Origin of the sequence: Roseibium album, from assembly GCF_001404515.1 — a bacterium.
Taxonomy (GTDB): Bacteria; Pseudomonadota; Alphaproteobacteria; order Rhizobiales; family Stappiaceae; genus Roseibium; species Roseibium album.
Genome location: NZ_CXWE01000001.1, coordinates 479,728 through 503,048 on the forward strand (window position 1 = coordinate 479,728; position 23,321 = coordinate 503,048).

Genomic DNA, 23,321 nt, shown 5'->3' on the forward strand with positions numbered 1-23,321 from the left:
ATGCCCACTTCTGCTTTCGATTAAGTTACCTCTGCTTGCAGCGAAAGATAATCCCGCACCGGTTCAATCCGGCACGGACTACAAATAGGCACGTTGCAGGACCGGTCCGGGACGGGATGGTACACCTCTCGCAGTTTGAGGGCATCTATTCCGGGGAAGCGTCAGTCAGGGAGTACTGGGCGTTTCAAGGACCTTTGAATTATCTCTGGCACGGCGGTGGTACAGCCCGTAACCGCCACCGTGCCGAAATTCTCCGGCTGAAATGTGCACCGACAGGATCAGAAAAATCTAGTCGGCACGCATACGCGTCTTTCGCTCGGTTAGTTCTTTTGAACGACTCGCGGGATGGGGCATCTTGGAGAGGCGGACAAGGCTGGCTCTTTTTCGCTGACCTCCGCCACCTTCGGCGTTTTTTGCTGATCCTTCCCGGAATTTGCGCGGTGACATGCCGAACCAGGACTTGACGGCCCTGGAAAACGTACTGAGCTCCGAAAATCCGATGAGGTAGGCGATTTCCTTCATTGGCAGATCAGTGCCTCGCAGATATCGCTCGGCGGCCGAGCGACGGATTTCCTCGCTCAACTTGCGGAAACTTGTGCCTTCCTTTTCAAGAAGTCTTTGCACGGCTCTTTGCGACATGCCGAGCTTGGCCGAAATGTGGGGCAGGGTGCACGCGCCATGGGCGAGGTTGGATGCCACCTCGTTTGCAATTCTCGTGAGGGGTGATTCAAGCTGTCCGAAGCGGTCCAGTTCCTCCATCGCAGCTTTGAGAATGATCTCGTAAAGGTGCGTATCGCTGCGTTGCAGCGGTCGTGACAGCAGTGACCGTGGTATGAAGATCCGGTTGTGTGACGCACCGAATTTCAGGCGCCCCTGATACTTTTTCTGAAAGGCCGAAGTATTTTGCGGTGCCGTGGTCGCCAGTTCGATGAGAATGGGAGGAACCTGCATGTCCAGGGCACGTTCAAGTTGCTGGGTTGCCCATCCGGTTCTCGCAAACATGTTTTGGCGCCATTCGCCGCGGCCTTCCAGAATGGGCCACTCGACGTACCCGCCGGTCTCGCCCTCTTCGAAAGTCAACCGGTAAGCGTTGGTGCGGATCGGAATGAACTTTATCCAGGCAACACACGCATCCCGGAGGGTCGGTGCACAGGAGAACAGATAGTCGAAGATGGAAAAACAGCCGATTTCAACATTATTGAACAGATCGAACATGACGCCGTCGTCGCCAAGCGCCTTGGCAACATGTTCAAAAACGCCATGCCAGGCTGTAATGGGAACGGTACCTTGAGGATCCTCGATGCAAGCAAGATCAAAGTTGTACAGCTCGGCAATATGCGGCCAGTTCAAATCGGTGTTTGAACTGAAATCCCGCAATACCCGGAACACGTCCGCGCGTGCCCATTCGCCTTCAAGCGGCATTCTTTTCTCCGGCCAACCCGTGCACAGTTGTATCGCAAACTCTGCATGACATGACAACGCGGATCAAGACACGATGGATAATAACATTGCTATTTCAGACTAAGGGATGAACCATCTCCGTGCAGGAGATGGTTCGAGAGTCAATTACGCAGCGTCTTTAGTTGCTTGTTCTGGATTGGGGGGGAACTTTCCGTAAAAGGACTCGTTTTCCCTGGCCATATCGCGCAGCAACTTGTTGGGCTTGAAGCGCGGTCCCCATTTGCGGGTGAACTTCTTGCAGAGGTCCACGAACGTTGCGGTGCCCATCATGTCGATGTAACTGAGCGTTCCGCCCGTATAGGGCGCAAAGCCGAAACCGAGGATGGAACCGACGTCGGCTTCGCGAACATCCGTCAGGCATTTTTCCTCGAAGATCCGTGCCGTCTCCAGCGCCTGCATGACCAGAAGCCGCTGCTTGAGTTCCTCGATGTTGAAGCTTTCCGCCGGTTTGGGTTGACCGGTTACATCCGTGATCCCGGGCCACAAAGTCTTGTCCTTGCCCTTGTAGTCGTAGAACCCCTTGCCATTCTTGCGGCCGAACCGTTCCTGCTTGACCACCATTGCCTCAAGGATGTTGTCGAGCGGTCCCTCAACATATTTAACACCGAGATCCTTGCGGGTGGCCGAAACAATCTTCCAGGCAAGGTCGAGTGCCACCTCGTCACCAAGAGACAGCGGACCGACCGGCATTCCGGCCATTCTGCCCGCGTTTTCGATCATCGCGGCGGGAACACCGTCGGCGAGCATCATCAGACCCTCGCGGATATAGGTCATCACGACGCGTGACGTATAAAAACCACGGCTGTCATTGACAACAATCGGCGTCTTCTTGATCGCCTTGATGTAGTCCAGAGCCATTGCCAACGCCCGGTCGGATGTGCGTTTGCCGAGGATCACCTCAACAAGCATCATCTTGTCGACCGGAGAGAAGAAGTGGATGCCGATGAAGTTTTTCGGACGCTTCGAGGCCTGTGCCAGTGACGTGATCGGCAGCGTCGAGGTGTTGGAGGCGAATATCGCGCGCGATTTCATCACGGTTTCGGCTTTCTCGGTAACCGTTTTCTTGATGTCGCGGTCCTCGAAAACAGCTTCAATGACAAGATCGCAGTCTGCCAGCGCCTCATAGTCGACGGTTGGATTGATACGCGCCAACAGTTTTTGCTTCTGCTCTTCGCTGGCCCTGCCGCGTTTGATCGCCTTGCTCATCAATTCGTCGGAGTGCGCCTTGCCCTTGTCAGCTGCCTCCTGTTCGCGATCAATCAGAACGACATCGATACCCGCCTTGGCGGAGACATAGGCGATGCCGGCGCCCATGAAACCGGCACCCAGGATACCGACCTTCCTGATCTTGTTCGGACGCTGACCTTCCGGACGGCGTGCGAGCTTGTTCAATTCCTGCATGGAAACGAACAGGGAGCGGATCATGTTGGCAGCTTCCGGCGTCTGAAGCACCTTGGCAAAATAGCGGCTCTCGACCTGAAGGGCGAGGTCCATCGGCAGCTGAAGGCCTTCGACCACGGCATGAAGCAGGTAGCGTGCACCTGGATAGTTGTCATGGGTTTCGCGTCGGTAAATCGCGTTGGCTGCCGGCCAGAACTGGAACCCTGCCGGGGAATACACTTTACCGTTGGGCAGCCTGTAACCCTTCTTGTCCCAGTCCTTGACCGGGTCGAGCCCGGCATTCAGCAATTTTCTGGCTGCTGCAACAAGCTTTTTGGTGCCCGTGACCTCGTCAACCAGCTTCATTTGTTTTGCTTGCGGTGCGCGCAGGGTTCTTCCCTGCAGGAGGAATTGCATGCCCTGCTGGCCATCGGTCATGCGCATGACGCGCTGCGTTCCGCCTGCACCTGGAAACAGTCCGACCTTGACTTCCGGAAGTCCCATCTTCAGGCCTTCGTCAACAATGCGTGCGTGACAGGCCAGAGCCAGTTCCGTACCGCCACCCATGCATGTGCCGCAAACAGCGGCCACAAAGGGTTTGCCGCAGGTTTCAAGCTTTCGATAGACCAGCGTGAGTTTGCGAGAGCCTTCATAAAGTGCCTTGGCAGCGCCTTCAGGATCATTTCCGCGCTTCACGTGGAAGTCTTTCAGAAGACCTTCCATCATTGTCAGATCCGCGCCACCCGAAAAGGCCGCCTTGCCGGATTGAATAATGGCGCCCTTGATTGCGTCGTCTCCTGCAACCTGATCAACGATCGCCTCGAGTTCGTCCATGACCGACAGGTCTATGACGTTCATGGATTTCTCGGGCATGTCCCAGGTGATGAGAGCGATGCCGTCGTCGTCTGTCTCTATCGTGAAATTCTTGTAGCTCATGGGAATATCTCCTCGATTCAGACACCGTTCGAATACAGATCGTTCGACTGCAAATGGGTGCGCTGCTGCGCGGCCGACCTGGTGCCTTCGGCGACAACATCGCCCGTGTGTTTCGTTTCTGCCGGTTCGAAAAGCATCACCCAGCACTCACTTTCTGCGATCGGATTGTGCTGGATACCCTTGGGTACGACATGGATATCACCGGCCGTGAGAACCGCATTTTCCCTGTCGTGGTAGCGAATGGTCAGGCTGCCCTTCACGATGAAGAACAACTCGTCCTCATCCTCATGGTCGTGCCAGACAAATTCGCCTTTCAGCTTTGCGAGTTTGACACACTGGTCATTCACATCCGCAACCACGCGCGGCGACCAGTATTCGGTGATCTCTGCGAATTCAGCGTCAATGTTGCTGATCATCACTCAGACCCGTTCAATGATGGTGGCCGTACCCATGCCTGCACCGATGCAAAGCGTGACCAGAGCCGTGTTGAGGTCGCGGCGTTCGAGTTCATCCAGCACGGTGCCAAGGATCATCGCGCCGGTCGCGCCCAGCGGGTGCCCCATGGCAATAGCACCGCCATTGACGTTGACGATGTCCGGATCCAGATCGAACGCCTGCTGATAGCGCAGCACCACGGAGGCGAAGGCTTCGTTGATCTCGATGAGATCCATGTCCTTCATGTCCATCTTGGCGTTTTTCAAGAGTTTCTCGGTGACGTCGACCGGGCCTGTAAGCATGAGCGCAGGTTCTGATCCGATGTTGGCAAATGCCTTGATCCGGGCACGAGGCTTGAGGCCCGAGGATCGGCCGGCCGTGCTGGAGCCGATCAGGACAGCCGCAGCGCCATCTACAATGCCGGAAGAGTTTCCTGCATGGTGCACGTGTTTGACGGCCTCGATTTCCGGATGGGCCTGAATGCCGACTGCATCGAATCCGCCCATGTTGCCCATCAACTCGAAGGAAGGATTGAGTGCGGCGAGAGACTGCATGTCTGTTTCCGGCCGCATGTGTTCGTCCCGGTCGAGAATTGTAATGCCGTTTATGTCCCGGACTGGAATGACAGACTTCGAAAACCGGCCTTCTTCCCAGGATTTGCCGGCACGTTTCTGGCTTTCGACGGCATAGGAATCGCAGTCGTCACGATTGAAACCGTATTTGGTAGCGATCAGATCCGCCGACACGCCCTGGGGCATAAAATAGGACGGCACGGCCACCTGGGGCTCAATGGGCCAAGCTCCCCCGGAAGCGCCGATGCCGACCCGGCTCATACTCTCCACCCCACCGGCAATAACCAGCTTGTGCTGGCCGGACATGACCTGGGCTGACGCCATATTGACTGCATCGAGGCCAGAGGCGCAGAAGCGGTTGATCTGCATGCCGGGAACGGAGGTAGCGTATCCGGCTGCAAACACTGCGGCGCGGGCGACGTCGCCACCTGCTTCCCCGACCGGGTCGACGCAGCCCAGAACGACGTCGTCAACCTTGGCCGTGTCGAGACCGTTCCTGTCCCGGACTGCCTCCAATGCGGTTGCGGCCAGCCGCACCGACGGCACTTCATGGAGTGCGCCGTCCTTCTTGCCGCGGCCCCGCGGGGTACGCACGTGATCGAAGATATAGGCTTCAGCCATCTGGTCCTCCTTCGGACGGTTACTTACCTGGCATCCGGCATGGGGTGGCCGGGCATCAGATCATAGGGATGTTTCCAGCCGGGCAGTGCCTTGATCCGCTCAAGCCAGGCAATGACATTGGGGTAGGGTGCAAAATCGGTCCCGATTTCGTCCCGGACATAAAGGTATCCACACAGTGAAAAATCGGCGGTGGTCGGCTTGTCACCGATGGCGAACGCGTGACTTTCAAAGTGCTTTTCAAGAATGGCGAGCGCTCCCTTCAGCCGGCCGTCAAGGAATTTGGTAACGTCGTTTTCACCGGTCTTGACGAGGGTGCGCATGTATCTCAGCGGGCCGGCCACACCCGAAACCTTCTGGTTGTCGAAAATGGTCCAGCGCAGGATTTCGCGGCGCTCATCGTCATCCGCCCCGCCGAACTTGCCAAAAACGTCCGTGAGATAGTCCAGAATGACACCGGACTGTGACAGGGATCGCGAGCCATGAACCAGAACGGGAACTTCTCCCATCTCGTTCACGGTTTTGCGGAATGTATCCGTGCGCGTCTCGCCGCCGAAAAAGTCCACCCATTTGGGTTCCCAGTCGGCGCCGCACAATTCCAGCATAAGGGCCGCCTTGTAAGAGTGGCCTGACTGGGCCATGCAATAAAGAACGTGTTCGGCCATACCTGTTTCATCTCCCTGGCAAATCTTGTCGGCTGAGAGCCTACACCGGCGACTGCGGATTCGCGCGGGTGAAGTTCCGGTCCGGCGAGTCCGGACCGGTCGGTCCTAGAATGCGTCTGCGTCCATAGACATGATCGTTTCCGAGCCAGAGGAGATCCGGGCAAGATGAGCGGCCGTTTCCGGCAGGGTACGCTCCATGAAGAAGGTGCCGAAGGCCAGTTTGTTTTGCAGCCAGTCGGCTTTGTCACCAGCGCCTTCTGCAAGCTGATCCCTGATGGTCTTGGCCATCTTGGCCCACATGTAGCCAAGCGCGACAAGACCGAACAGGTGCATGTAGTCGACAGCGCCCGCGCCCGCATTGTCCGGATTCTTCATGGCATTGTTCATGAACCACATGGTCGCGGCCTGCAGGTCGTCCGCTCCTTTTTTCAACGGGGCCGTGAACGCTGCCAGGTCTTCGTTGTCCTTGTTGTCCTTCAGGAACGTATTGACTTCGTTGAAGAAACTCATGACGGCTCGGCCGCCGTTCGCCGGTAACTTGCGGCCCACAAGGTCAAGTGCCTGGATGCCGTTGGCCCCTTCATAGATCATGGCGATACGTGCATCGCGCACAAACTGGTCCATGCCCCACTCTGCGATATAGCCGTGACCGCCATACATCTGCTGCGCGTTGACTGCATTGGCGAAACCGGTATCGCTCAGGACGCCTTTGAGCACCGGGGTCATCAAACCCATCATGTCGTCGGAATATTGCCTGTCTTTTTCATCGTCCGAGCGATGTGAATTGTCGCCATGAAGCGCGGTCCAGATGACAAGCGCCCGTGCTGCCTCGTTGAAGGCGCGGATGGACATCAGGGTGCGGCGTACATCCGGATGCACGATGATCGGGTCTGCAGCCTTGTCCGGAGCCTTCGGACCCGTCAACGAGCGGCCCTGCAAGCGGTCTTTTGCATAGGTTACCGCGTTTTGATAGGCGACTTCGGACTGGGACAATCCCTGTACCGCAACTCCGAGGCGGGCTTCGTTCATCATGACGAACATGGCCTTCAGGCCCTTGCTCTCTTCGCCGACGAGCCAGCCGGTGGCCTCGTCATAGTTCATCACGCAGGTCGCGTTGCCGTGAATGCCCATCTTGTGTTCGATCGACCCGCATGAGACGCCGTTGTTGTCGCCCACCGATCCGTCTTCATTGATTGTGTTGCGGGGGACCACGAACAGCGAAATGCCTTTGACACCCTCCGGAGCCCCCTCGATGCGGGCAAGAACAAGATGGATGATGTTGTCCGACATGTCATGTTCGCCGGCCGAGATGAATATCTTGGTTCCGCTGATCTTGTAGGACCCGTCCGCCTGTGACACGGCCTTTGTACGGATCAGGCCGAGATCGGTTCCGCAGTGCGGCTCGGTCAGGTTCATGGTTCCGGTCCAGGTCCCGGCGATCATGTTGGGCAGGTAAGTCTGTTTCTGCTCTTCGGTTCCGTGAATTGTAAGCGCAGCGACGGCTCCGGCAGTCAGGCCCGGATACATGGAAAAGGCCATGTTCGCCGAGGACGCAAATTCGTTGAAAATGGTCGCAAGCGTATGGGGAAGACCCTGGCCACCATGGTCTGGATCCGCAGACAATGTCCCCCATCCGTTTTCACAAAACGCCTTGTAGGCCTCCAGGAAACCTGTTGGCGTCGTCACGGTTCCGTCTTCGTTGCGAGTGCAACCTTCCTGGTCACCGACCTGGTTAAGTGGTTGCAGGACTTCTTCGGCAAACTTCCCGCCTTCGCGCAGGATAGCTTCCACCAGATCGAGTGGTGCATCTGCAAAACCGGGAAGATTGGAATAGCGTTCGTAGCCGAAGACGTCCTTCAACAGGAACAGGGTGTCTTCAACGGGCGCAGTATAGCTTGGCATGCATATCCTCCCAGATCTGCCGGGTGTTGTCAGCTTTACGTTTCCGTAAACGTCAGGTGATGTTTATATACGCGTCTCGATTTCGTCCGGCAAGTGGTGTCCCCACGGAAGGGATGACAAAAAAATGTGCCTAAAACACGTAAATTGGAAGAGTTTTCGGCGGTGACCACGTCAGATTCATGCCGGGATGACTTTTATTTGAAGTTTTTCAGGGTCTCGGCCGTCGTGAAGGTGTCGACCTGACCGGATAGCCGGCGGCATGCAAACAAAAAGCCGCCGGCCAGTTTGGCCGGCGGCGTCAATGAAGTGTCGGTTTGTCAGGCTTCTTCTGCTTCCTTGTGCTTCAGCATTCCCGAGACAATTTCCACGGTGCGCGACAATTCCTCGATTGCCTGTTCGATGTCTTTTCGCTGGTCTTCCAGAACCGCAATCTGCTCATTGAACTTGGACAGGGCGACACGCAGTTGGGTCACCTGACCATCCCGCAGGTCATAAAGGTCGAGCATGTCGCGGATTTCCGTCAGAGAGAACCCGACTCGTTTGCCCATCAGGACAAGTTTCAGCCGCGCTCGGTCCCTTCTGTTGTAGATCCGGTTCATGCCGTCACGTTTCGGGTTCAATAGGCCCTTGTCTTCATAGAACCTCAAGGTCCGCAAAGTGCAGCTGAATTCCTTGGCAAGGTCCCCGATTGTGAACTGGGTTTTCTTGGTGCTGTCATCGGACGCGGAGACCACGTCGACAAGATCGTCTTCGTTGAGGATGGAAAGCGCTTCGCTCATGGCTATTGATACTCTATTTCCCGCCGTTAACCGGCTCATTGTTGGGTTTTTTGGTTCTCGCGGACCGGTGTTGAAGGTTTCGTGACTTGCCTCTGCACGCCGCTGTGCATACCGCAAGACAATCGCCAGCCGGTTTCCTGATAATTGTTTAGCTTACGTTTGCGTAAAGGTCCAGTGCGGTCGAAACGAAGTAAAAAAAGCGTTAACGAATGCGTCTGCAATTTGTATCTGCAAGAAGATATGAACAGGCCATTTTACTCGAAAAAGGTTGATTTTCGCATTTAGCAACACCGGTTAACGACCTGTTTACCCTAAGTCGACAAAGTCTATCAAAACGCTGCAACTGGTCCGTTCTTTGGCGGAAGATAGGGGCAGCCCGCTAAATCAGCGGTCTGAATGACCGTCAGTCCAGGGTCTAGATATGCCGGCATGGAAGAAACACGAGGCAGGACGCCGCGGCCGTGATGCGTATGAAAGCGACGGTTTCTATGAAACGACCGGAAGGGAACCGGCGCGCGAACGCATCGAACGGTTGACGCGTACTGCGACGTCCCTGGGAAACGGCTACGATACGCGCGCCAGGGAGGGTCGTGATGATGACCTCAATGCTGTCGCGGACGAACTGGACAGGATGTTGTCGGAGCGCGGAAGTGTCGGAGCTGGCCGGACAGCATCCGTCCGGCCGCAGCGCAGTGCATCGCCGCCGAGAACGCCTTCACGCAGTCCTGGCATGGATGACGTTCTTGGAGCGCTGGACCGGCTTGACGAACAGGTACAGGGATTGGCGAACGCGTCCGATACGCACGAAGTCGGATTGTCTGCGCCCTCCCGCCCATACCCACAGCCGGGGCGTTACGCAATGGATACACTGCACGAAAACGACCAGAGCATTGGGTCACAAGTGTCCTACGGAAGTGAGCGCGCGGGAGGCTATGAGGAACAATACGGTCTTGACCCGCATGCGGCCCGCGACCGGGGCCAATATGGGCATAACGATGCATCGCTCCATATCTACAAGGACCTGGGACGGCGGATAGACGCATTGAGAGCCCCGCATGAAAAAGCTCTCAATCAGGTTCGCGAAGAGCTGGGGTCGCTGCGCGCTGCTCTCGGGGGCATTACCAAAGGCACCAGCGAAACCGTGGGGCGCCAGAATTCCGAGCTGCGCCGGCTCGCCGACATGGTTGATCGGCTGCGTGTCGACAAACGCGGCGAACAGTTTACCAACGAAATCCGCAAGGAAGTCGCCGACCTGAAGACCATGGTCGGCCGCACGAATGTGGAAGGTGCGCTGCAGACGCTTGAGCACGGCTATTCTCATATCCTTCAGCGACTGGATGAGCTTTCCCGGGCGTCCCTGGATCCGCGTGTTCTCAACAGCGTGACCGCAAGATTGAACGAGATCGAGGAAGCCTTTGCAGCTCTTCCTCGTTCCGAGCACATGGTGGTTCTTGAAGATCGGGTCGTCACCATTGCCGAGCGCATGGAAGAACTCCTGCAGCGCAAGGAACAGGTGGAAATTGAACCGCTTCGGGCCGAATTGCGCGAAGTTCGGGGCTATGTCGAGCAGATTGATGTCAAGGGTCTCGTCGAGGGTATCGACGATCGCATGAAGTTCGTTTCCGGTCGACTGGATGACATTGAGGTTCTTGCGCGTGAGCAGCGCGGCATGGATGTGCGATTGTCGGCGATGGAAGAGCGCATCCCGGAACCGGAGACAATTGCACGCCTGCAGGGACGTCTGGAAGATATTGCCGGCATGATGGCGGATGATCGGGCAAGTTCCGGTGATCAAGAGCACATGTCACAGGTGGACCAGCGGCTGGACGAGATCGTTGACCGGCTGGAGAGAATGGAGCAGGCAGGTCCGTTGCCTGCGACCGACAGCACGGCCTTTGAGGCACTTGAGAAGCGCCTCGAGAGCATTTCGGGCAAGATTGACTCCATCGAACAGAAATCATCCAAGCCTGTTTCGATGTTGGAAACTGCTGCGATGAAGGCCGCGCCAGGGGCTGACGCAAAGTTTCTCTCTCAACTGCAGGAAAGACTTAATCACCTGTCCGAGCGGCTCGACGAGCCGAAGGACACGGTAACGTCCTCTGATCTTAACAAGTTGCGTGAGGAAATAGGGTCGATGCGCGCGAGCGTCGCCGCGCCCTCATCAACCGAATCTCTGGAAGCGCGGATCTCCGATCTTGCACAGCTTGTCTCCAGGGGAGCGGAATCCACGGACGACAACCGGTTCGAGCAATTGGGTGAAAAGGTTGCCGCGCTGGCGGAACAGATCGCAAGCAACCCCGCACCGGTATCGGGCCTGGAACAGGTCTCGCCGGCCCTTGAAAGGATAGAAAGCGGCCTGGCACAAACCAAGGTGGACGTCACGGAAATTGCCAGGAAGGCGGCGTTCGACGCGGTCGCGAACGCGCCAAATCAGTATGTCGCCCAGTATGACGATGCGATTTCCGCCCTGCAGGGGGACTTAAAGCGGCTCCTCGATGCTGCCGAAGGCAGTGAGGAGCGAACCCGCAACACTTTTGACAGCGTGAAATCGGTTCTCGGGTCGCTGACTGAACGCCTGGACAGTCTGGAACGGGCAGAAATCACCGCACCGGCCACGTCGGCAATGCCCTATTCCGCAGTGGCTGCCGCACCTATTGCCGGTGAGGAGCCATCACTTCAGTTCACGCCTGTTACCCAGCGGGTACAGGAACCTGTGCAATATGTAGCGGCAACCGCGGAGACCAGGACAACTCACCCGGACGATAAGACCAGGGACCGCAAGGCCGATTTCATTGCGGCAGCACGAAGAGCTGCGCAGGCGGCATCTGCGGAGGCCGCGAAACTCGATCAGGCGCGGGCGCCTCACGAAGACCAGGAAGCAGCTGACGAAGAGCGCGGCAAGGAGCGTGTCGGCTGGTTGCGCAATGTCCTGAAACGCGGCAAGCCTTCACGCGATGAAACTGACGGGCACGAAGCTGCCGACGAACTGGAGCTTGGCAGCGAAGACCTCGCCGAAGACAACATGGAAGCGCAGGATGCACCGGTCCTGCCGGGTGATCGTCCGGCTCCTGAGGCTGCCCCGTCGTCAGGCGGAAGCCGCCGCAAAGCCATCATGCTGGCTGCCGTGGCTGTTGTACTGACGCTTGGAACTTTGACGGCCTACAGGTTTATGGCGAGTGCGCCCGAAGGTGAGAACCTTGCCTCGACAGAGCAGGAAACAGCGGCACCGGCCGGGGTACTTTCGGAAAAAGTCGAATCTGTTGTGGAGACCGAGCCTTCGGCAAACGTCGCTGGCCTCGACAACGGCCAAGAGGCGGCAAATACGGTTGCAGAAGCCCCGGGACCGGCGGAAAGCGCAGTTGAGATTGCTGAACCTGTAGCACCGAAAGTGCAACCGGAACAGGTTGCGGAGGTCGTGGAGGCTGATCCGATACCCCGGACCGACCCGATTGCGGCCACTTCGAATGTACAGTCGGCTTCTGTATCGAACACGGTCACTCCGGAGGCGGAAGTCGCATTCGCACCTCCGGCCAATGTCGACAACGGCTTCAAGGAAAAAGTCCTCGACGACACCACGGCATTTGCACCTTCAACCCCCTCTTCGTCGACCGAAAACGGCGCATCCGCTCTCATCGCCAATCTTCCGCCGGAAGGCGTCGGTCCCATGGCATTGCGCAGCGCCGCTGCGGGAGGAAATCCGGCGGCGGAATTCCTGGTTGGCGTCAAATACACCGAAGGCAAGGACGTCCCTGCCGATCTTTCCAAGGCAGCGGTCTGGTACCAGAAAGCGGCCAACAAGGGCTTGCCGCCTGCGCAGTATCGTCTTGCCAGCCTCTATGAAAAAGGCAGGGGTGTGGAAAAGGACGTTGCCAAGGCGAAAGCCTGGTATTCACTGGCAGCGCAGGCCGGCAACGCCAAGGCGATGCACAATCTTGCGGTCCTTTATGCTGAGGGAGGTGGGGAAGAGCCGGATTACGGCAAGGCCGCTACATGGTTTGAGGCGGCAGCCAACTACGGCGTCAAGGACAGCCTGTTCAATCTCGGTATCCTCTACGCCGGCGGTATCGGTGTGGATAAGGACCTTGTGGCCAGCTACAAATGGTTTGCGATTGCAGCTGACAAAGGCGACCCGGAGGCGGCCAAGCGCCGCGACGACGTCGCCAACATGATGGATCAGCAGACACTGGCAAATGCCCGCCTCGCAGTGGAAAGTTTCGCATTGACGGAAGCCGATCCTGCTGCAAACAAGGTCACGCTCGAACCGTCCTGGGCCGAGGAGGCGTCGCTGCCTGCAGCAAACGTATCGTCAATCGCACCTGCCGCCGACACGGACATGATCCGCGAGGCGCAAGACAAACTGAATTACCTGGGTTTCGATACGGGAACTCCGGACGGTCAGATGGGTCCACGCACCCGCAGCGCGATCGAGGCGTTTCAACGCAGCATCGGCATGCCGGAGACAGGTTTGGTCGACAGTAAGCTGATCGAAGAGCTTAAGAGCCAGGCAATCTGACCAAAAGTCGTTTTTGCAAAGAGAAGTGACGTGCTTGCTGGTTGACACTTTGGCAGGCACGGGTTTTTAACCAGTCCAGTTTAACTTTGTCGCAGTCCTATCTGCAGTCTGTCCGGCGTAACCCAGTGCAACTATACCTGCCCATAGCCGAAATTCCGGTGAATATCTTCGTGATCTTCGCCATGGGTGGTGCTGTGGGTTTCCTTTCCGGGTTGTTCGGTATCGGCGGCGGGTTTCTGCTGACACCACTTCTGATTTTTTCCGGTATTCCGCCCGCGGTCTCGGTTGCCACCGTCACGACGCAGGTTGTGGCCTCGTCGGCATCGGCGGTCATGACCTACTGGCGACGCAAGGCCATCGATCTGAAGCTCGCCACCATCCTTCTGGCAGGGGGGGTCTTCGGGTCGCTTATTGGCGTGATCCTGTTTGACGTGTTGCAGTCCGTCGGACAGCTCGATCTGGTCATCTCGCTCTCCTACGTCACGTTTTTGAGCGCGATCGGCGGCCTGATGCTGTTTGAGTCCATACGGGCGATACGGCGCAGAAAGTCGGGTGTTGCACCATCTGCGCGAAAGCCGGGCCAGCACAACTGGATCCACGGTTTGCCGTTGAAGGTGCGTTTCCGCCGGTCAAAGCTCTATGTCAGCGTTATTCCTGTGGTTGGTCTTGGCGCCATAATCGGTTTCCTAGGTACGATCCTGGGTATCGGTGGTGGCTTCATGATGGTTCCAGCGCTGATCTACCTTCTGCGGGTGCCGACAAATATCGTGATCGGTACCTCGCTGTTCCAGATCCTCTTCACCATGGCTGCGGCGACCATTTTTCACTCGATGGGGACAAAGACCGTCGACATTGTTCTCGCGATGACACTGATGATCGGCGGTGTCATCGGCGCGCAATTCGGTGCAAGAATGGGTCAGAACCTGCGCGGCGACCAGTTGCGTCTTCTTCTGGCATTGCTGGTTATGGGTGTCGGATTGCGCTTCGCGGTAGACCTCCTGCTGGTGCCCGAGGACTTCTACTCGATCGCAATTCGCAAGGGGGCGGGCGCATGATCCGGTTTGCTCTCAGTTTTGCCTTTGCCGTCTTCGGAGCGTCACTCTCGCTCGCGCAGGAAGAGGCCTCTTCCAAGGATCTGGTCACGGCGCTTTCCTCCGACACGGTCTCGATCCAGTCGAACTTCACCGGCACCGAAATTGTCATTTTCGGTCAGGCCAGCGACATAGAAAGAGCACCGCACGCCGCCGGCGATTTTGAGCTCGCGATTGTCGTCGAGGGACCGCCGCAGGACATCACGACGCGGCGCAAGGGTCGCTTTCTGGGTGTCTGGGTCAACCGCGAGGCGGAACGGTTTCAGAATGTACCGTCTTTTTATGCGGTTGCGAGCACGGCAGATATCGGCGACATCGCTCACCGGAACGTGCTGGACGAATACCGCATAGGGCTCAATCACCTAAATCTGGCAGTCTCCGGGGTTTCCAACGTTCCGCTGTCGGACCGCGATGATTTTCGCAAGGCCTTTGTACGGCTTCGCGAGGAATCGGATCTTTATTCGGAGCGGGAAACCTCGATCGAGTTTCTGACGGATACGATGTTCCGCACCAATATTCCCCTCCCGGCAAACATCCCTGTCGGCGACTACAAGATCAAGAGCTTCCTGTTCAACCGGGGGGATCTGGTTTCACAGACCGAGCAGACACTGGCAGTCGCAAAGATCGGTTTCGAACAGGTAACGTTTGAACTCGCCCAGAACTATCCGCTGGTCTACGGTGTTCTCGCGGTGATCCTGGCGATATTCACTGGCTGGCTTGCAGGCGTCATCTTCAAGAAAGACTGATGAATTTCCGGGTGTTCCGGTAATAGCGAGGACTGTTTGGGCTCTGACGGGTGCCTGAGGTCGTGCCTCATATTCCTCTGGCACTCCCGTGTCCTACCGCTATTCTTCCGCGAAGGAAATTACCGGGAATCACAAGGTGGGGCACCATGACCGATCAGTCTTCATCCGAACCAACTGCCGAAGGAACCGCCAAACGGGAAACGACGCTAGACGCCAGGGTGATCGATGTTGCCATTCGTCTCGGTGTATTGGGATTGTTTGCCTATTTCTCACTGCAGCTGATCGCGCCGTTTTTTCTGTTCCTGCTCTGGGCCGTCGTGCTTACGGTCGCGCTCTATCCGGCCTATGGCTGGCTTGCGGCCAGGCTTGGCGGCCGAAAGGTATTGTCCGCACTACTGATCACGCTGGTGTGCCTGGCCATTGTGATCGGCCCCGTTGCAGTACTGGTGGTAAGCCTCGTTGAGACGCTGCAGTTCTGGTTACACGGGATAACAGGCGACGGCCTGAAACTGCCACCATTACCCCAAAAGCTGGCAGAGCTTCCGATCGTCGGCGACCGGGTGTCCGAATTGTGGGACCTTGCCAGTCGAAGTCTTGAACTGTTCTTCGAGAAGATCGGTCCGATGGTCGTGCCGGCAGGTGGTCGTATCCTGTCCATGCTCGCCTCGCTGAGCGGCAGCGTCCTGTTCTTCATCATTTCGATCATCCTTGCAGGCTGCCTGTTTGTTCCCGGACCCGGTCTCGCGCAAGGAGCCAAACGCTTTGCCGATCGTATTATCGCTCCGCGCGGTGCTGAGTTTGTTGATCTTGCAGGCGCCACGATCCGCAACGTTTCGCGGGGAGTGATCGGCGTTGCGGTCATCCAGGGACTTCTGACGGGTGTCTTGCTGATCGTGTTCAGCGTTCCTCTTGCCGGCGTTCTGACATTCGCCGCACTGATCCTGTGCATCATTCAGATTGGGCCGGCACTGGTGATCATTCCGACCATAATCTGGGCTTGGAGTTCCTGGGACCTGGTCCCCGCGCTTGCCTTCACGGTCCTCATGGTACCCGTCATGCTCGTGGACAACGTGTTGCGGCCGATCCTGATGTCGCGTGGCCTGGATGTTCCCATGCTGATCATTCTGATCGGTGTGCTCGGCGGCACCATCGCTCACGGTCTTCTCGGTCTTTTCCTGGGTCCGGTTGTCCTCGCGGTGTTTTATGAGCTGGTCATCGCCTGGGTGAAAGCTGGAGAGGACGGCTGAAAGAGGCGAAAAGATCGCGCAACAGGTTTTGTTTCCAGACGCCAATGTTCCCTGACCCGGAGCAGAAGTCGCGCGCGTGATCGGGCCAAGCCGTATGCGTCAAGGGGTGAACTTGCACGCCGAACTGCGCTGTTCGGGGGCCGGTTGCAAATGAAGATCAAATCACCACCTGTTCACGATGCAGGAATTCCGTGCGAGGAAACAGCATCAGACGAGGCAATGGAAACGCTTGAGTGCGAACAAAAAACTTGACCGGCTCATGTGGATGGAACGAGCGAAAAACGCGCTGATATTCCTGGTAATCGGAGTGCCGGTCGCCGTCGTGATCAGTCTCCTCATGGTCTCGATGAGCGGCGTAAACAACTTTACCGAAGAGCAGGTTACCGGCGTATTGCATCACTACAATCTTGCCCCACGAGACGATGGCTCGGTTCAGAAGATTTTGCACGTGCAATTGGAAGACGGAACTATTGTTACGGCGCGTACATCAAACAATGGAACAGTTGGCGTCGGCGAACCAGTGGAACTCGTCAAGCGAACCAGGACGAGAGGGGCCACCAGCTACCACTTGCCAATTCCGAGTTCGTCAACCGACTAATGCCAGCTGGTTACCGCTCTGTCTCGAGAATAAAATACATCGATCAATCCCCCACCAACCGGCTTGCCGTGAACGGAAAGAGACGGTCATTCCCTAGCAGAAAGACCGAGAATTGCCGGCGATTGAAGAGTGTCGCGTAGGCGCGGTCGGTCACATTGAGCCCGCCGGTCAGGGCGCCGAACGCGGGCAAGACGAGACGGGTACCGTCGGTGATGAAACAGGAGCGCCGGATCGACCGGCCGAAGCGCCTGACGCGGGCGACGGGATGCAGGTGGCCGCAAATCTCGCCGGCCGCGCGCTCGACACCGATCTCCTCAACCGGTTCGTGGCGGAATTTCAACGGGCCGACGGTAATTTCGTCAACCGTTTCGCCGCAAAGCCGCACAGGGGCGACCGGATCGTGGTTGCCGGTCACCCAGATCCATTCCCGGCCCAACTGCAGGGTGGTCAGCATGGCGCGATAGGGTGCCGGCAGCCTGTCGGATCCGTCAGCATCATGGAAACTGTCGCCGAGACAGATGACACAGGCCGGATCGAAGGCGTCCATCACGCCAGCGAGCTTTTCCAGAGTCGCTCCCGTATCATAGGGCGGGAGCATGACTCCCCTTCTGGCATAGCTGGAGCCTTTTTCCAGGTGAAGATCGGCAACGACCAGCAGGGACTCGTCAGGCCACCAGAGAATGCCGCTGTCGTGCAGACCCACCAGCTGGCCGTTGATCTGAATGTCATGGCACACCGGCGCAGTCTGATAATTGCGCACATGTGATGTCAGAACATTCATTCCATAGCCTCCAGAACAAGATCCTCTGCCGCCTCTTCCAAAAGGGAATCCATGGCTTCACCATAGATTGGTTCTTTGCCTATTTCCAAAAGGATAGGCACGGCAAGCGGCGAGACGCGTGTGAGCTGAGTATGTGCGATTCGCCCCCGAATGCGGGCAAGAAGTTCACCAAGACGAGAGATATCCAGAAGTCCCTCGGCCGCGTCGCTCCAGGTCGCCTTGAGCAGAATGTGATCCGGTTCATGCGCCCTGAGAACGTCGTAGATGAGGTCGGAGGAAACCGTGACCTGACGACCGGTCTTTTCCTGGCCCGGATGCCGGCGTTCGATCAGGCCTGCGATCACGGCGCAATTGCGGAAGGTACGCTTCATCAGGCTGGAGTCCGCCAGCCAGGCATCAAGATCGTCACCGAGGATATCCTCCTCGAAGAGTTCATCCAGTGAAATGCGGCCTGACGAAAACAGCAGGGAGAGGTCGCCAAGACCCCAGACCGACAGAGCATAGTCGTTGGCGACAAATCCCATCGGGCGGGCGCCCATCCGCTCCAGCCGCTTCGTCAGCAACATGCCGAGCGTCTGGTGCGCCAGGCGCCCTTCGAAGGGATAACAGACCATGTAGTGCTTGTTCGAGCGAGGGAAGGTCTCGACCAGCAGTCCGTCCCGCGTCGGCAGGACGGATTTGTCCCTCTGGATTTCCAGCCACTCCCGAACCTGTCCCGGCAACTGGTCCCAGCTCGACGGATTTGCCAGCATCGCCCGAACTCCCTCCGCCAGATAAGTGGAGAGCGGAAACTTGCCGCCCATGTAGGACGGTATCATCGGGTTTTCGGTTTTCGCGCGCGAAACATAGGCTTCGTTCTCGCGGATTGCCTCAAAGCGCACGACTTCGCCGCTGAATAGGAACGTATCGCCGGGGACCATCTGGTCGATGAAGTATTCTTCGATCTCGCCAAGTATCCGCCCGCCGCGCCCCACCGGTGTCCGTCGGCCATCCGCCTTCGAGCGCACAAGCCTGACCTTGATTTTGGGAGCTTCGACGATCGTGCCGACATTCAGCCGGTATTGCTGGGCGATTTTCGGGTTGGCAATCCGCCAGAACCCGTCCTTTCCCTTGCGAAGCTTGGCATACTGGTCGTAGCTCTTTAGCGCATATCCCCCCGTTGCGGCGAAGTCGATGACGCGCTCGAACGTTTCCCAGTCCAGTGTGCGATATGTCTCGGACGATCGGATTTCCTCATAGGTCGCGGCAAGATCCAGTGCGTCGGCACAGGCAAGGCCGAGAACATGCTGTGCCAGCACATCAAGAGCGCCCTTGCGAAGTGGTGGAGTGTCCTGATCGCCGCGCCTGGATGCTGCAAGCGCCGCCTGGCATTCGAGGACTTCGAAGCGGTTGGACGGCACAAGCACGGCCTTTGACGGTTCATCCATCCGGTGATTGGCCCGCCCGATCCGCTGCGCAAGACGGCTTGCGCCCTTCGGTGCGCCGATATTGACGACAAGATCGATGTCGCCCCAGTCGATACCCATGTCGAGCGATGAAGTCGCAACGACGGCCCGCAGGGCTCCGGATGCCATCGCAGCTTCCACCTTGCGCCGCTGACCGACATCCAGTGAGCCATGGTGAAGAGCGATCGGCAGTGTATCGTCGTTGATACGCCAGAGTTCCTGGAAGAGCATTTCCGCCTGGCTTCTTGTATTCACGAAGAGCAGCGAAACATTATGTGCCTTGATCAATCGGTAGATGTCGCCGATCGCGTAGCGTGAGGAGTGCCCGGACCACGGAAGACGTTCCTGCGATTCCAGTATCGATATGTCGGGTCGGGCTCCTCCCGAAACTTCTACAACATGCGACAAAGCTCTTTTGTTCGCATCCGGCTGGTCAACCAGATAGGCGCGCAGATCATCCGGTTCAGCCACCGTCGCCGAAAGGCCAATGGTGCGAACACCGGGTGCCAGACGGCGCAACCGCGCCAGGCCGAGGGCGAGCAGGTCACCGCGTTTGGACGTGACGAGCGCGTGGAGCTCATCCAGGATGACCGTTTTCAAGGAGGCAAACAATCTGTCGGACGCCGGATCGGAAAGAAGCAGGGCGATCTGTTCCGGTGTGGTCAACAGGATGTCCGGTGGATTGAGTTTCTGACGCTGCCGTTTGTGGGAGGGCGTGTCGCCGGTGCGCGTCTCAAGTCGAACGGACAGGCCCATCTCCGAAACGGGAGCCTCGAGATTGCGGGCAATATCGACCGCCAGGGCTTTCAACGGGGAGACGTAAAGCGTGTGTATGCCGTATCCAGGCTGTCCGGGTTTGCGTTTTCCCCGCCTTTCAAGTTCCACAAGGCTCGGAAGAAATCCGGCCAGTGTCTTGCCTGCACCTGTCGGCGCGATCAGGAGCGTGGAATGGCCCAGCGTCAGGTGATCGATCAGCTGCAGCTGGTGCGGCCGCGGGGCCCAGCCTCGTGAGGCAAACCAGGATTGAAACCGATTGGGTAGCAGCGCAGCGTCCATCAAACGGTTTTAGGCCAGACATTGTGAAAAGGCGAGGGGATCAGGTTGATTTTGTTCACTTTGTGTTCCGGTGGGTGGCCGAATGATGAAAAGGCTCTTGAATGTCGCACCTGATCAGGAATTAAATCTCCTGATGTCCGATCCACTGACAATCACCCCCGAAGGTCTTTATTCTCCTGCAGCGCGAGCTCACATCGACCCCGTCCGGCCGGTCGAAAGAGCCGTCGTCACCCACGGTCACGCGGATCACGCGAGGGCGGGCCATGGAGCTGTTCTGGCGACGCGGCAGACACTCGATATCATGGCGATCCGCTACGGTGAGAATTTCTGCGGCACAGCCCAGGCTGTCGACTTCGGCGAGACCCTCCGGGTCGGAGACGTCGACGTTTCGCTCCATCCCGCGGGCCATGTGCTGGGGTCGGCGCAGGTCCTGTTGCAGACTGGCGTACAGAGGGTCGTTATCTCCGGCGACTACAAGCGCCAGAGCGATCCGACCTGCGCTCCATTCGAACCGGTTCCTTGCGATACGTTCGTGACGGAGGCGACCTTCGGGTTACCCGTTTTCCGCCATCCGCCAGCACGACTCGAGATTGCGAAACTGCTGTCCTCGCTCGATCTTTTTCCCGAGCAGACTCATCTGGTTGGCGCCTATGCTCTGGGGAAGGCGCAGCGCGTAATCGCGGAGATCAGGGCCGCCGGTTATGGCAAGGCGATTTACCTCCATGGCGCTCTGGAAAGGCTGACGGACTACTACCAGGCACAGGGGATAGATCTGGGTCTGCTTGAACCGGTTGGAAAACGCGGCAAGGAGCTTCAGGGAGAGATCATAATCTGCCCGCCGGGGCAGTTGAGTGATCGCTGGGCGCGGCGATTTGGCGATCCTGTCGCCGCGATGGCATCCGGATGGATGCGAGTACGTGCCAGGGCGCGTCAACGTGGAGCAGAATTGCCGCTCATCATATCTGATCACGCCGATTGGGATGACCTTTGCCGAACGATTCTGCAAACAGGGGCAGAGCAGATCTGGGTCACGCACGGCGCCGAGGAAGCTCTCGTGCACTGGTGCGAGTTGAACGGACGAAAGGCCCGGCCTCTCAATATGATCGGCTATGACGATGGCGAGGATACCGACGATGTGCATGCCACAGAATCGTGAAGGTCGCGCAACGCCTGCTCCGCGCAGTTGGCTCGATGGTCATGACCGAGCGGATGAACCTCGGCATCGATCCTGCCGGCCTCGCGACCGTCTCATGTTCTCATTATCGGCGGAGTGGCATAACGCGGGATAGCGTCAGTTTCCGCACCCGGCGCTTTTTGTCACGCGCTGTTTCTAGAGAGGTTTGACTAATCCTCTTTCCACCAGATGTCCGGCAAAACTACGTCTGGATTTTCTGGGATGTTTTTTTCATCGAGAGGATGCGGAAACACGAGTTCTCTTGTCGGGTTCGAAGCATCTACCCGGTCCTTGCGCAGGAATGTAACTTCAAAGACCTTTGGAACGTGAATTCCGTTCCGTTCCACCAAACCCTTGCAGTTGTTGGGATGAATGTGAACGACAACGAATTCGCGGGTGATCTTTTCCATCAGAGCTTTCATTAGCCGCAGGGTGTAACTCTCAAAGAGCATCTGCAACGTATGAAATTCGATAACCATGATCCTGAAGCGTTTCAGGGTCTCGATGGACGTATCAATGAGGACGTCGTACTCAAAGCCTTCTATGTCCATTTGCAGCAAAAGATCCTGACCGGAAATTTGCTCTTCCTTCGAATTCAGCCAACTTTCCAGCCGGATGAAATCTCCTTCGTCCCGACTTCCCAGAGACTTCTTCTCAAACGAAAAGAACTCGTTGAGCACCGGCGGGTTCTCGACACTGGCATCCGCCAGAAACGATTTTATCGAATACCTGGACGCCAGTTCCTCTTCAAAACTCGCCTTTACCGAGACACCGGGTGAAAAGCAAAAACCTATGCCCTGGAAGTCATCTGGAACCAGATAACCGCCATCGCCTTCTTCTCCTATTCTTACAAGTTCATGTGAAGTAGGTTTTGGTCTAAGCATCTTGATGAATTCAACAAGGTCATCTGGTTCGCTGACTCTGGATCGCGGGCGCTTGTCTTCGTATAGAAATTTCGAAATGCTTTTGCGCAATCCCATTTTTTCTTCCTTGATTGAATGCTGTCGATCTTTGCCGTCGAAGCCCGGGTTGCTTCAAAAAAGTTGCAGTGCAACCAAACAGGTTGGCCACGATGGCATTTTGTCTTCTTTGAACACCATCGTGAAGCCTTGCGCTCGGCAACCGGCATTCGATTGTCCGTTGAACCAGATTTACTTCTGTTGCCCTACACTCAGAACGCGGTTTTGGCTAGTGCCCTCGCTGCTGCCAGCTTTCTCAACCGCTTTTGCCGGCGCGAAGGTCGTGGTCTCGGTTATCCAGTGACCAGGCGATTCACGAAATGGGCTCAGGGTAGATCTTTGTGACGAACGACACTGGGGACGCGCGTTTGCTCCGGCGCGAATTGAATGGACGAAACGCTCAAGCACTCAATATGATAGGCTATGACGATGGTGAGGATGCGGGCAACACACAGGTTCAGGGGCGTAAGACTACCTGTGTGCTTGTGCCCATCCTCTGGGGAGGCGGTCATGACGGACAATGGTGGATTTGAGAAGGCCGGAAACGGCCAGGCGAACGGATCGGGGACGAGCGCGAACGGCGATGCCGAAGAGGCGATTGCGCAGCTTTTCGACGACTACCAGGCCGGCTTCGACGACTACGATATTGAACGTATCTGCGATTGCTTTGCCCTGCCGGTGATTATCTGGCAGCACGAGAAGGGCCATGTTTTTGCAAATGACGACGAACTGATCGAGAACATCGAAGCCCTTCTGAAAGCGCTCGAGAAGGAAGGGATCGCGCACTCGGAATTTCAGGTCGTATCGAGCCACGTCAGCGGATCGGCTGCTCTCGTGACGCTCGACTGGTCGCAGGAAAGTGCTGATGGTGAAGCCGTGTTTGAGTTCACGTGCCACTATCAACTGATCCAGCAGGGGCCTGACTGGGTGATCACCTGTATCATCAATGAATGATCGCCGCTG

Annotated in this window: 17 protein-coding genes; 7 read left to right on the forward strand and 10 right to left on the reverse strand. The window is 57.2% G+C overall.

Going from position 1 to position 23,321, the window contains the following annotated elements; all coding sequences use genetic code 11:
- Positions 1-288: 288 nt before the first annotated feature.
- The 7 genes from LA5095_RS02235 to LA5095_RS02265 all read right to left on the reverse strand — a co-directional run bounded on the left by LA5095_RS02235 (position 289) and on the right by LA5095_RS02265 (position 8,748).
- Positions 289-1,422: an AraC family transcriptional regulator gene (locus LA5095_RS02235; RefSeq protein WP_082442734.1), complete on the reverse strand. Its 1,134-nt coding sequence runs from the start codon at positions 1,420-1,422 to the stop codon at positions 289-291.
- 144 nt (positions 1,423-1,566) lie between these two features.
- Complete coding sequence (locus LA5095_RS02240) at positions 1,567-3,777, reverse strand: 3-hydroxyacyl-CoA dehydrogenase NAD-binding domain-containing protein (RefSeq protein ID WP_055111545.1); 2,211 nt, start codon at positions 3,775-3,777, stop codon at positions 1,567-1,569.
- Between the two features lie 17 nt (positions 3,778-3,794).
- Positions 3,795-4,193 (reverse strand): cupin domain-containing protein, encoded by a 399-nt coding sequence (locus tag LA5095_RS02245; protein ID WP_055111547.1) that lies wholly within the window; start codon positions 4,191-4,193, stop codon positions 3,795-3,797.
- A gap of 3 nt (positions 4,194-4,196) precedes the next feature.
- The gene (locus tag LA5095_RS02250; protein WP_055111549.1) at positions 4,197-5,405 is read right to left on the reverse strand and encodes an acetyl-CoA C-acetyltransferase; all 1,209 of its coding nucleotides are present in this window, start codon (positions 5,403-5,405) and stop codon (positions 4,197-4,199) included.
- Between the two features lie 23 nt (positions 5,406-5,428).
- A complete protein-coding gene (locus LA5095_RS02255; RefSeq protein ID WP_055111551.1) occupies positions 5,429-6,067 on the reverse strand; it encodes a glutathione S-transferase family protein in 639 nt (212 codons plus the stop codon).
- 105 nt (positions 6,068-6,172) lie between these two features.
- Positions 6,173-7,969, reverse strand: a complete 1,797-nt coding sequence (locus tag LA5095_RS02260) for an acyl-CoA dehydrogenase C-terminal domain-containing protein (RefSeq protein ID WP_055111553.1) — start codon at positions 7,967-7,969, stop codon at positions 6,173-6,175.
- Positions 7,970-8,286: 317 nt separating this feature from the next.
- Positions 8,287-8,748 (reverse strand): MerR family transcriptional regulator, encoded by a 462-nt coding sequence (locus tag LA5095_RS02265; RefSeq protein WP_029063961.1) that lies wholly within the window; start codon positions 8,746-8,748, stop codon positions 8,287-8,289.
- 421 nt (positions 8,749-9,169) lie between these two features.
- On the opposite strand from LA5095_RS02265, the gene LA5095_RS02270 reads away from it, so the two are divergent.
- The 5 genes from LA5095_RS02270 (at position 9,170) to LA5095_RS02290 (ending at position 16,943) form a co-directional block, all read left to right on the forward strand.
- Positions 9,170-13,261, forward strand: coding sequence for a peptidoglycan-binding protein (locus LA5095_RS02270; protein WP_055111555.1), 4,092 nt, complete (start codon positions 9,170-9,172; stop codon positions 13,259-13,261).
- A 125-nt stretch (positions 13,262-13,386) separates the two neighbouring features.
- The gene (locus LA5095_RS02275) at positions 13,387-14,316 is read left to right on the forward strand and encodes a sulfite exporter TauE/SafE family protein (RefSeq protein ID WP_055111557.1); all 930 of its coding nucleotides are present in this window, start codon (positions 13,387-13,389) and stop codon (positions 14,314-14,316) included.
- Positions 14,313-15,098 carry a TIGR02186 family protein gene (locus LA5095_RS02280; RefSeq protein ID WP_055111560.1) on the forward strand — a complete coding sequence of 262 codons (786 nt, stop codon included), beginning with the start codon at positions 14,313-14,315 and terminating at the stop codon, positions 15,096-15,098. The genes LA5095_RS02275 and LA5095_RS02280 overlap by 4 nt, the downstream gene beginning before the upstream one ends.
- Positions 15,099-15,244: 146 nt before the next feature.
- Positions 15,245-16,345, forward strand: a complete 1,101-nt coding sequence (locus LA5095_RS02285; protein WP_055111562.1) for an AI-2E family transporter — start codon at positions 15,245-15,247, stop codon at positions 16,343-16,345.
- A gap of 229 nt (positions 16,346-16,574) precedes the next feature.
- Positions 16,575-16,943, forward strand: a complete 369-nt coding sequence (locus LA5095_RS02290) for a hypothetical protein (RefSeq protein WP_144436094.1) — start codon at positions 16,575-16,577, stop codon at positions 16,941-16,943.
- Between the two features lie 43 nt (positions 16,944-16,986).
- Here LA5095_RS02290 and pdeM read toward each other — a convergent pair whose 3' ends face one another.
- Both pdeM and LA5095_RS02300 read right to left on the reverse strand, forming a co-directional pair.
- A complete protein-coding gene (gene pdeM / locus LA5095_RS02295) occupies positions 16,987-17,724 on the reverse strand; it encodes a ligase-associated DNA damage response endonuclease PdeM (RefSeq protein ID WP_055111567.1) in 738 nt (245 codons plus the stop codon).
- Positions 17,721-20,225 (reverse strand): ligase-associated DNA damage response DEXH box helicase, encoded by a 2,505-nt coding sequence (locus LA5095_RS02300; protein WP_055111569.1) that lies wholly within the window; start codon positions 20,223-20,225, stop codon positions 17,721-17,723. The genes pdeM and LA5095_RS02300 overlap by 4 nt, the downstream gene beginning before the upstream one ends.
- Before the next feature lie 133 nt (positions 20,226-20,358).
- Between LA5095_RS02300 and LA5095_RS02305 the strand changes: the two genes are divergently transcribed.
- Positions 20,359-21,381: a ligase-associated DNA damage response exonuclease gene (locus tag LA5095_RS02305; RefSeq protein ID WP_055112656.1), complete on the forward strand. Its 1,023-nt coding sequence runs from the start codon at positions 20,359-20,361 to the stop codon at positions 21,379-21,381.
- Between the two features lie 188 nt (positions 21,382-21,569).
- Here LA5095_RS02305 and LA5095_RS02310 read toward each other — a convergent pair whose 3' ends face one another.
- Complete coding sequence (locus tag LA5095_RS02310) at positions 21,570-22,379, reverse strand: FkbM family methyltransferase (protein ID WP_055111571.1); 810 nt, start codon at positions 22,377-22,379, stop codon at positions 21,570-21,572.
- A 489-nt stretch (positions 22,380-22,868) separates the two neighbouring features.
- On the opposite strand from LA5095_RS02310, the gene LA5095_RS02315 reads away from it, so the two are divergent.
- Positions 22,869-23,312, forward strand: coding sequence for a DUF6841 family protein (locus LA5095_RS02315; protein ID WP_082442735.1), 444 nt, complete (start codon positions 22,869-22,871; stop codon positions 23,310-23,312).
- The last annotated feature ends 9 nt before the right edge of the window (positions 23,313-23,321 follow it).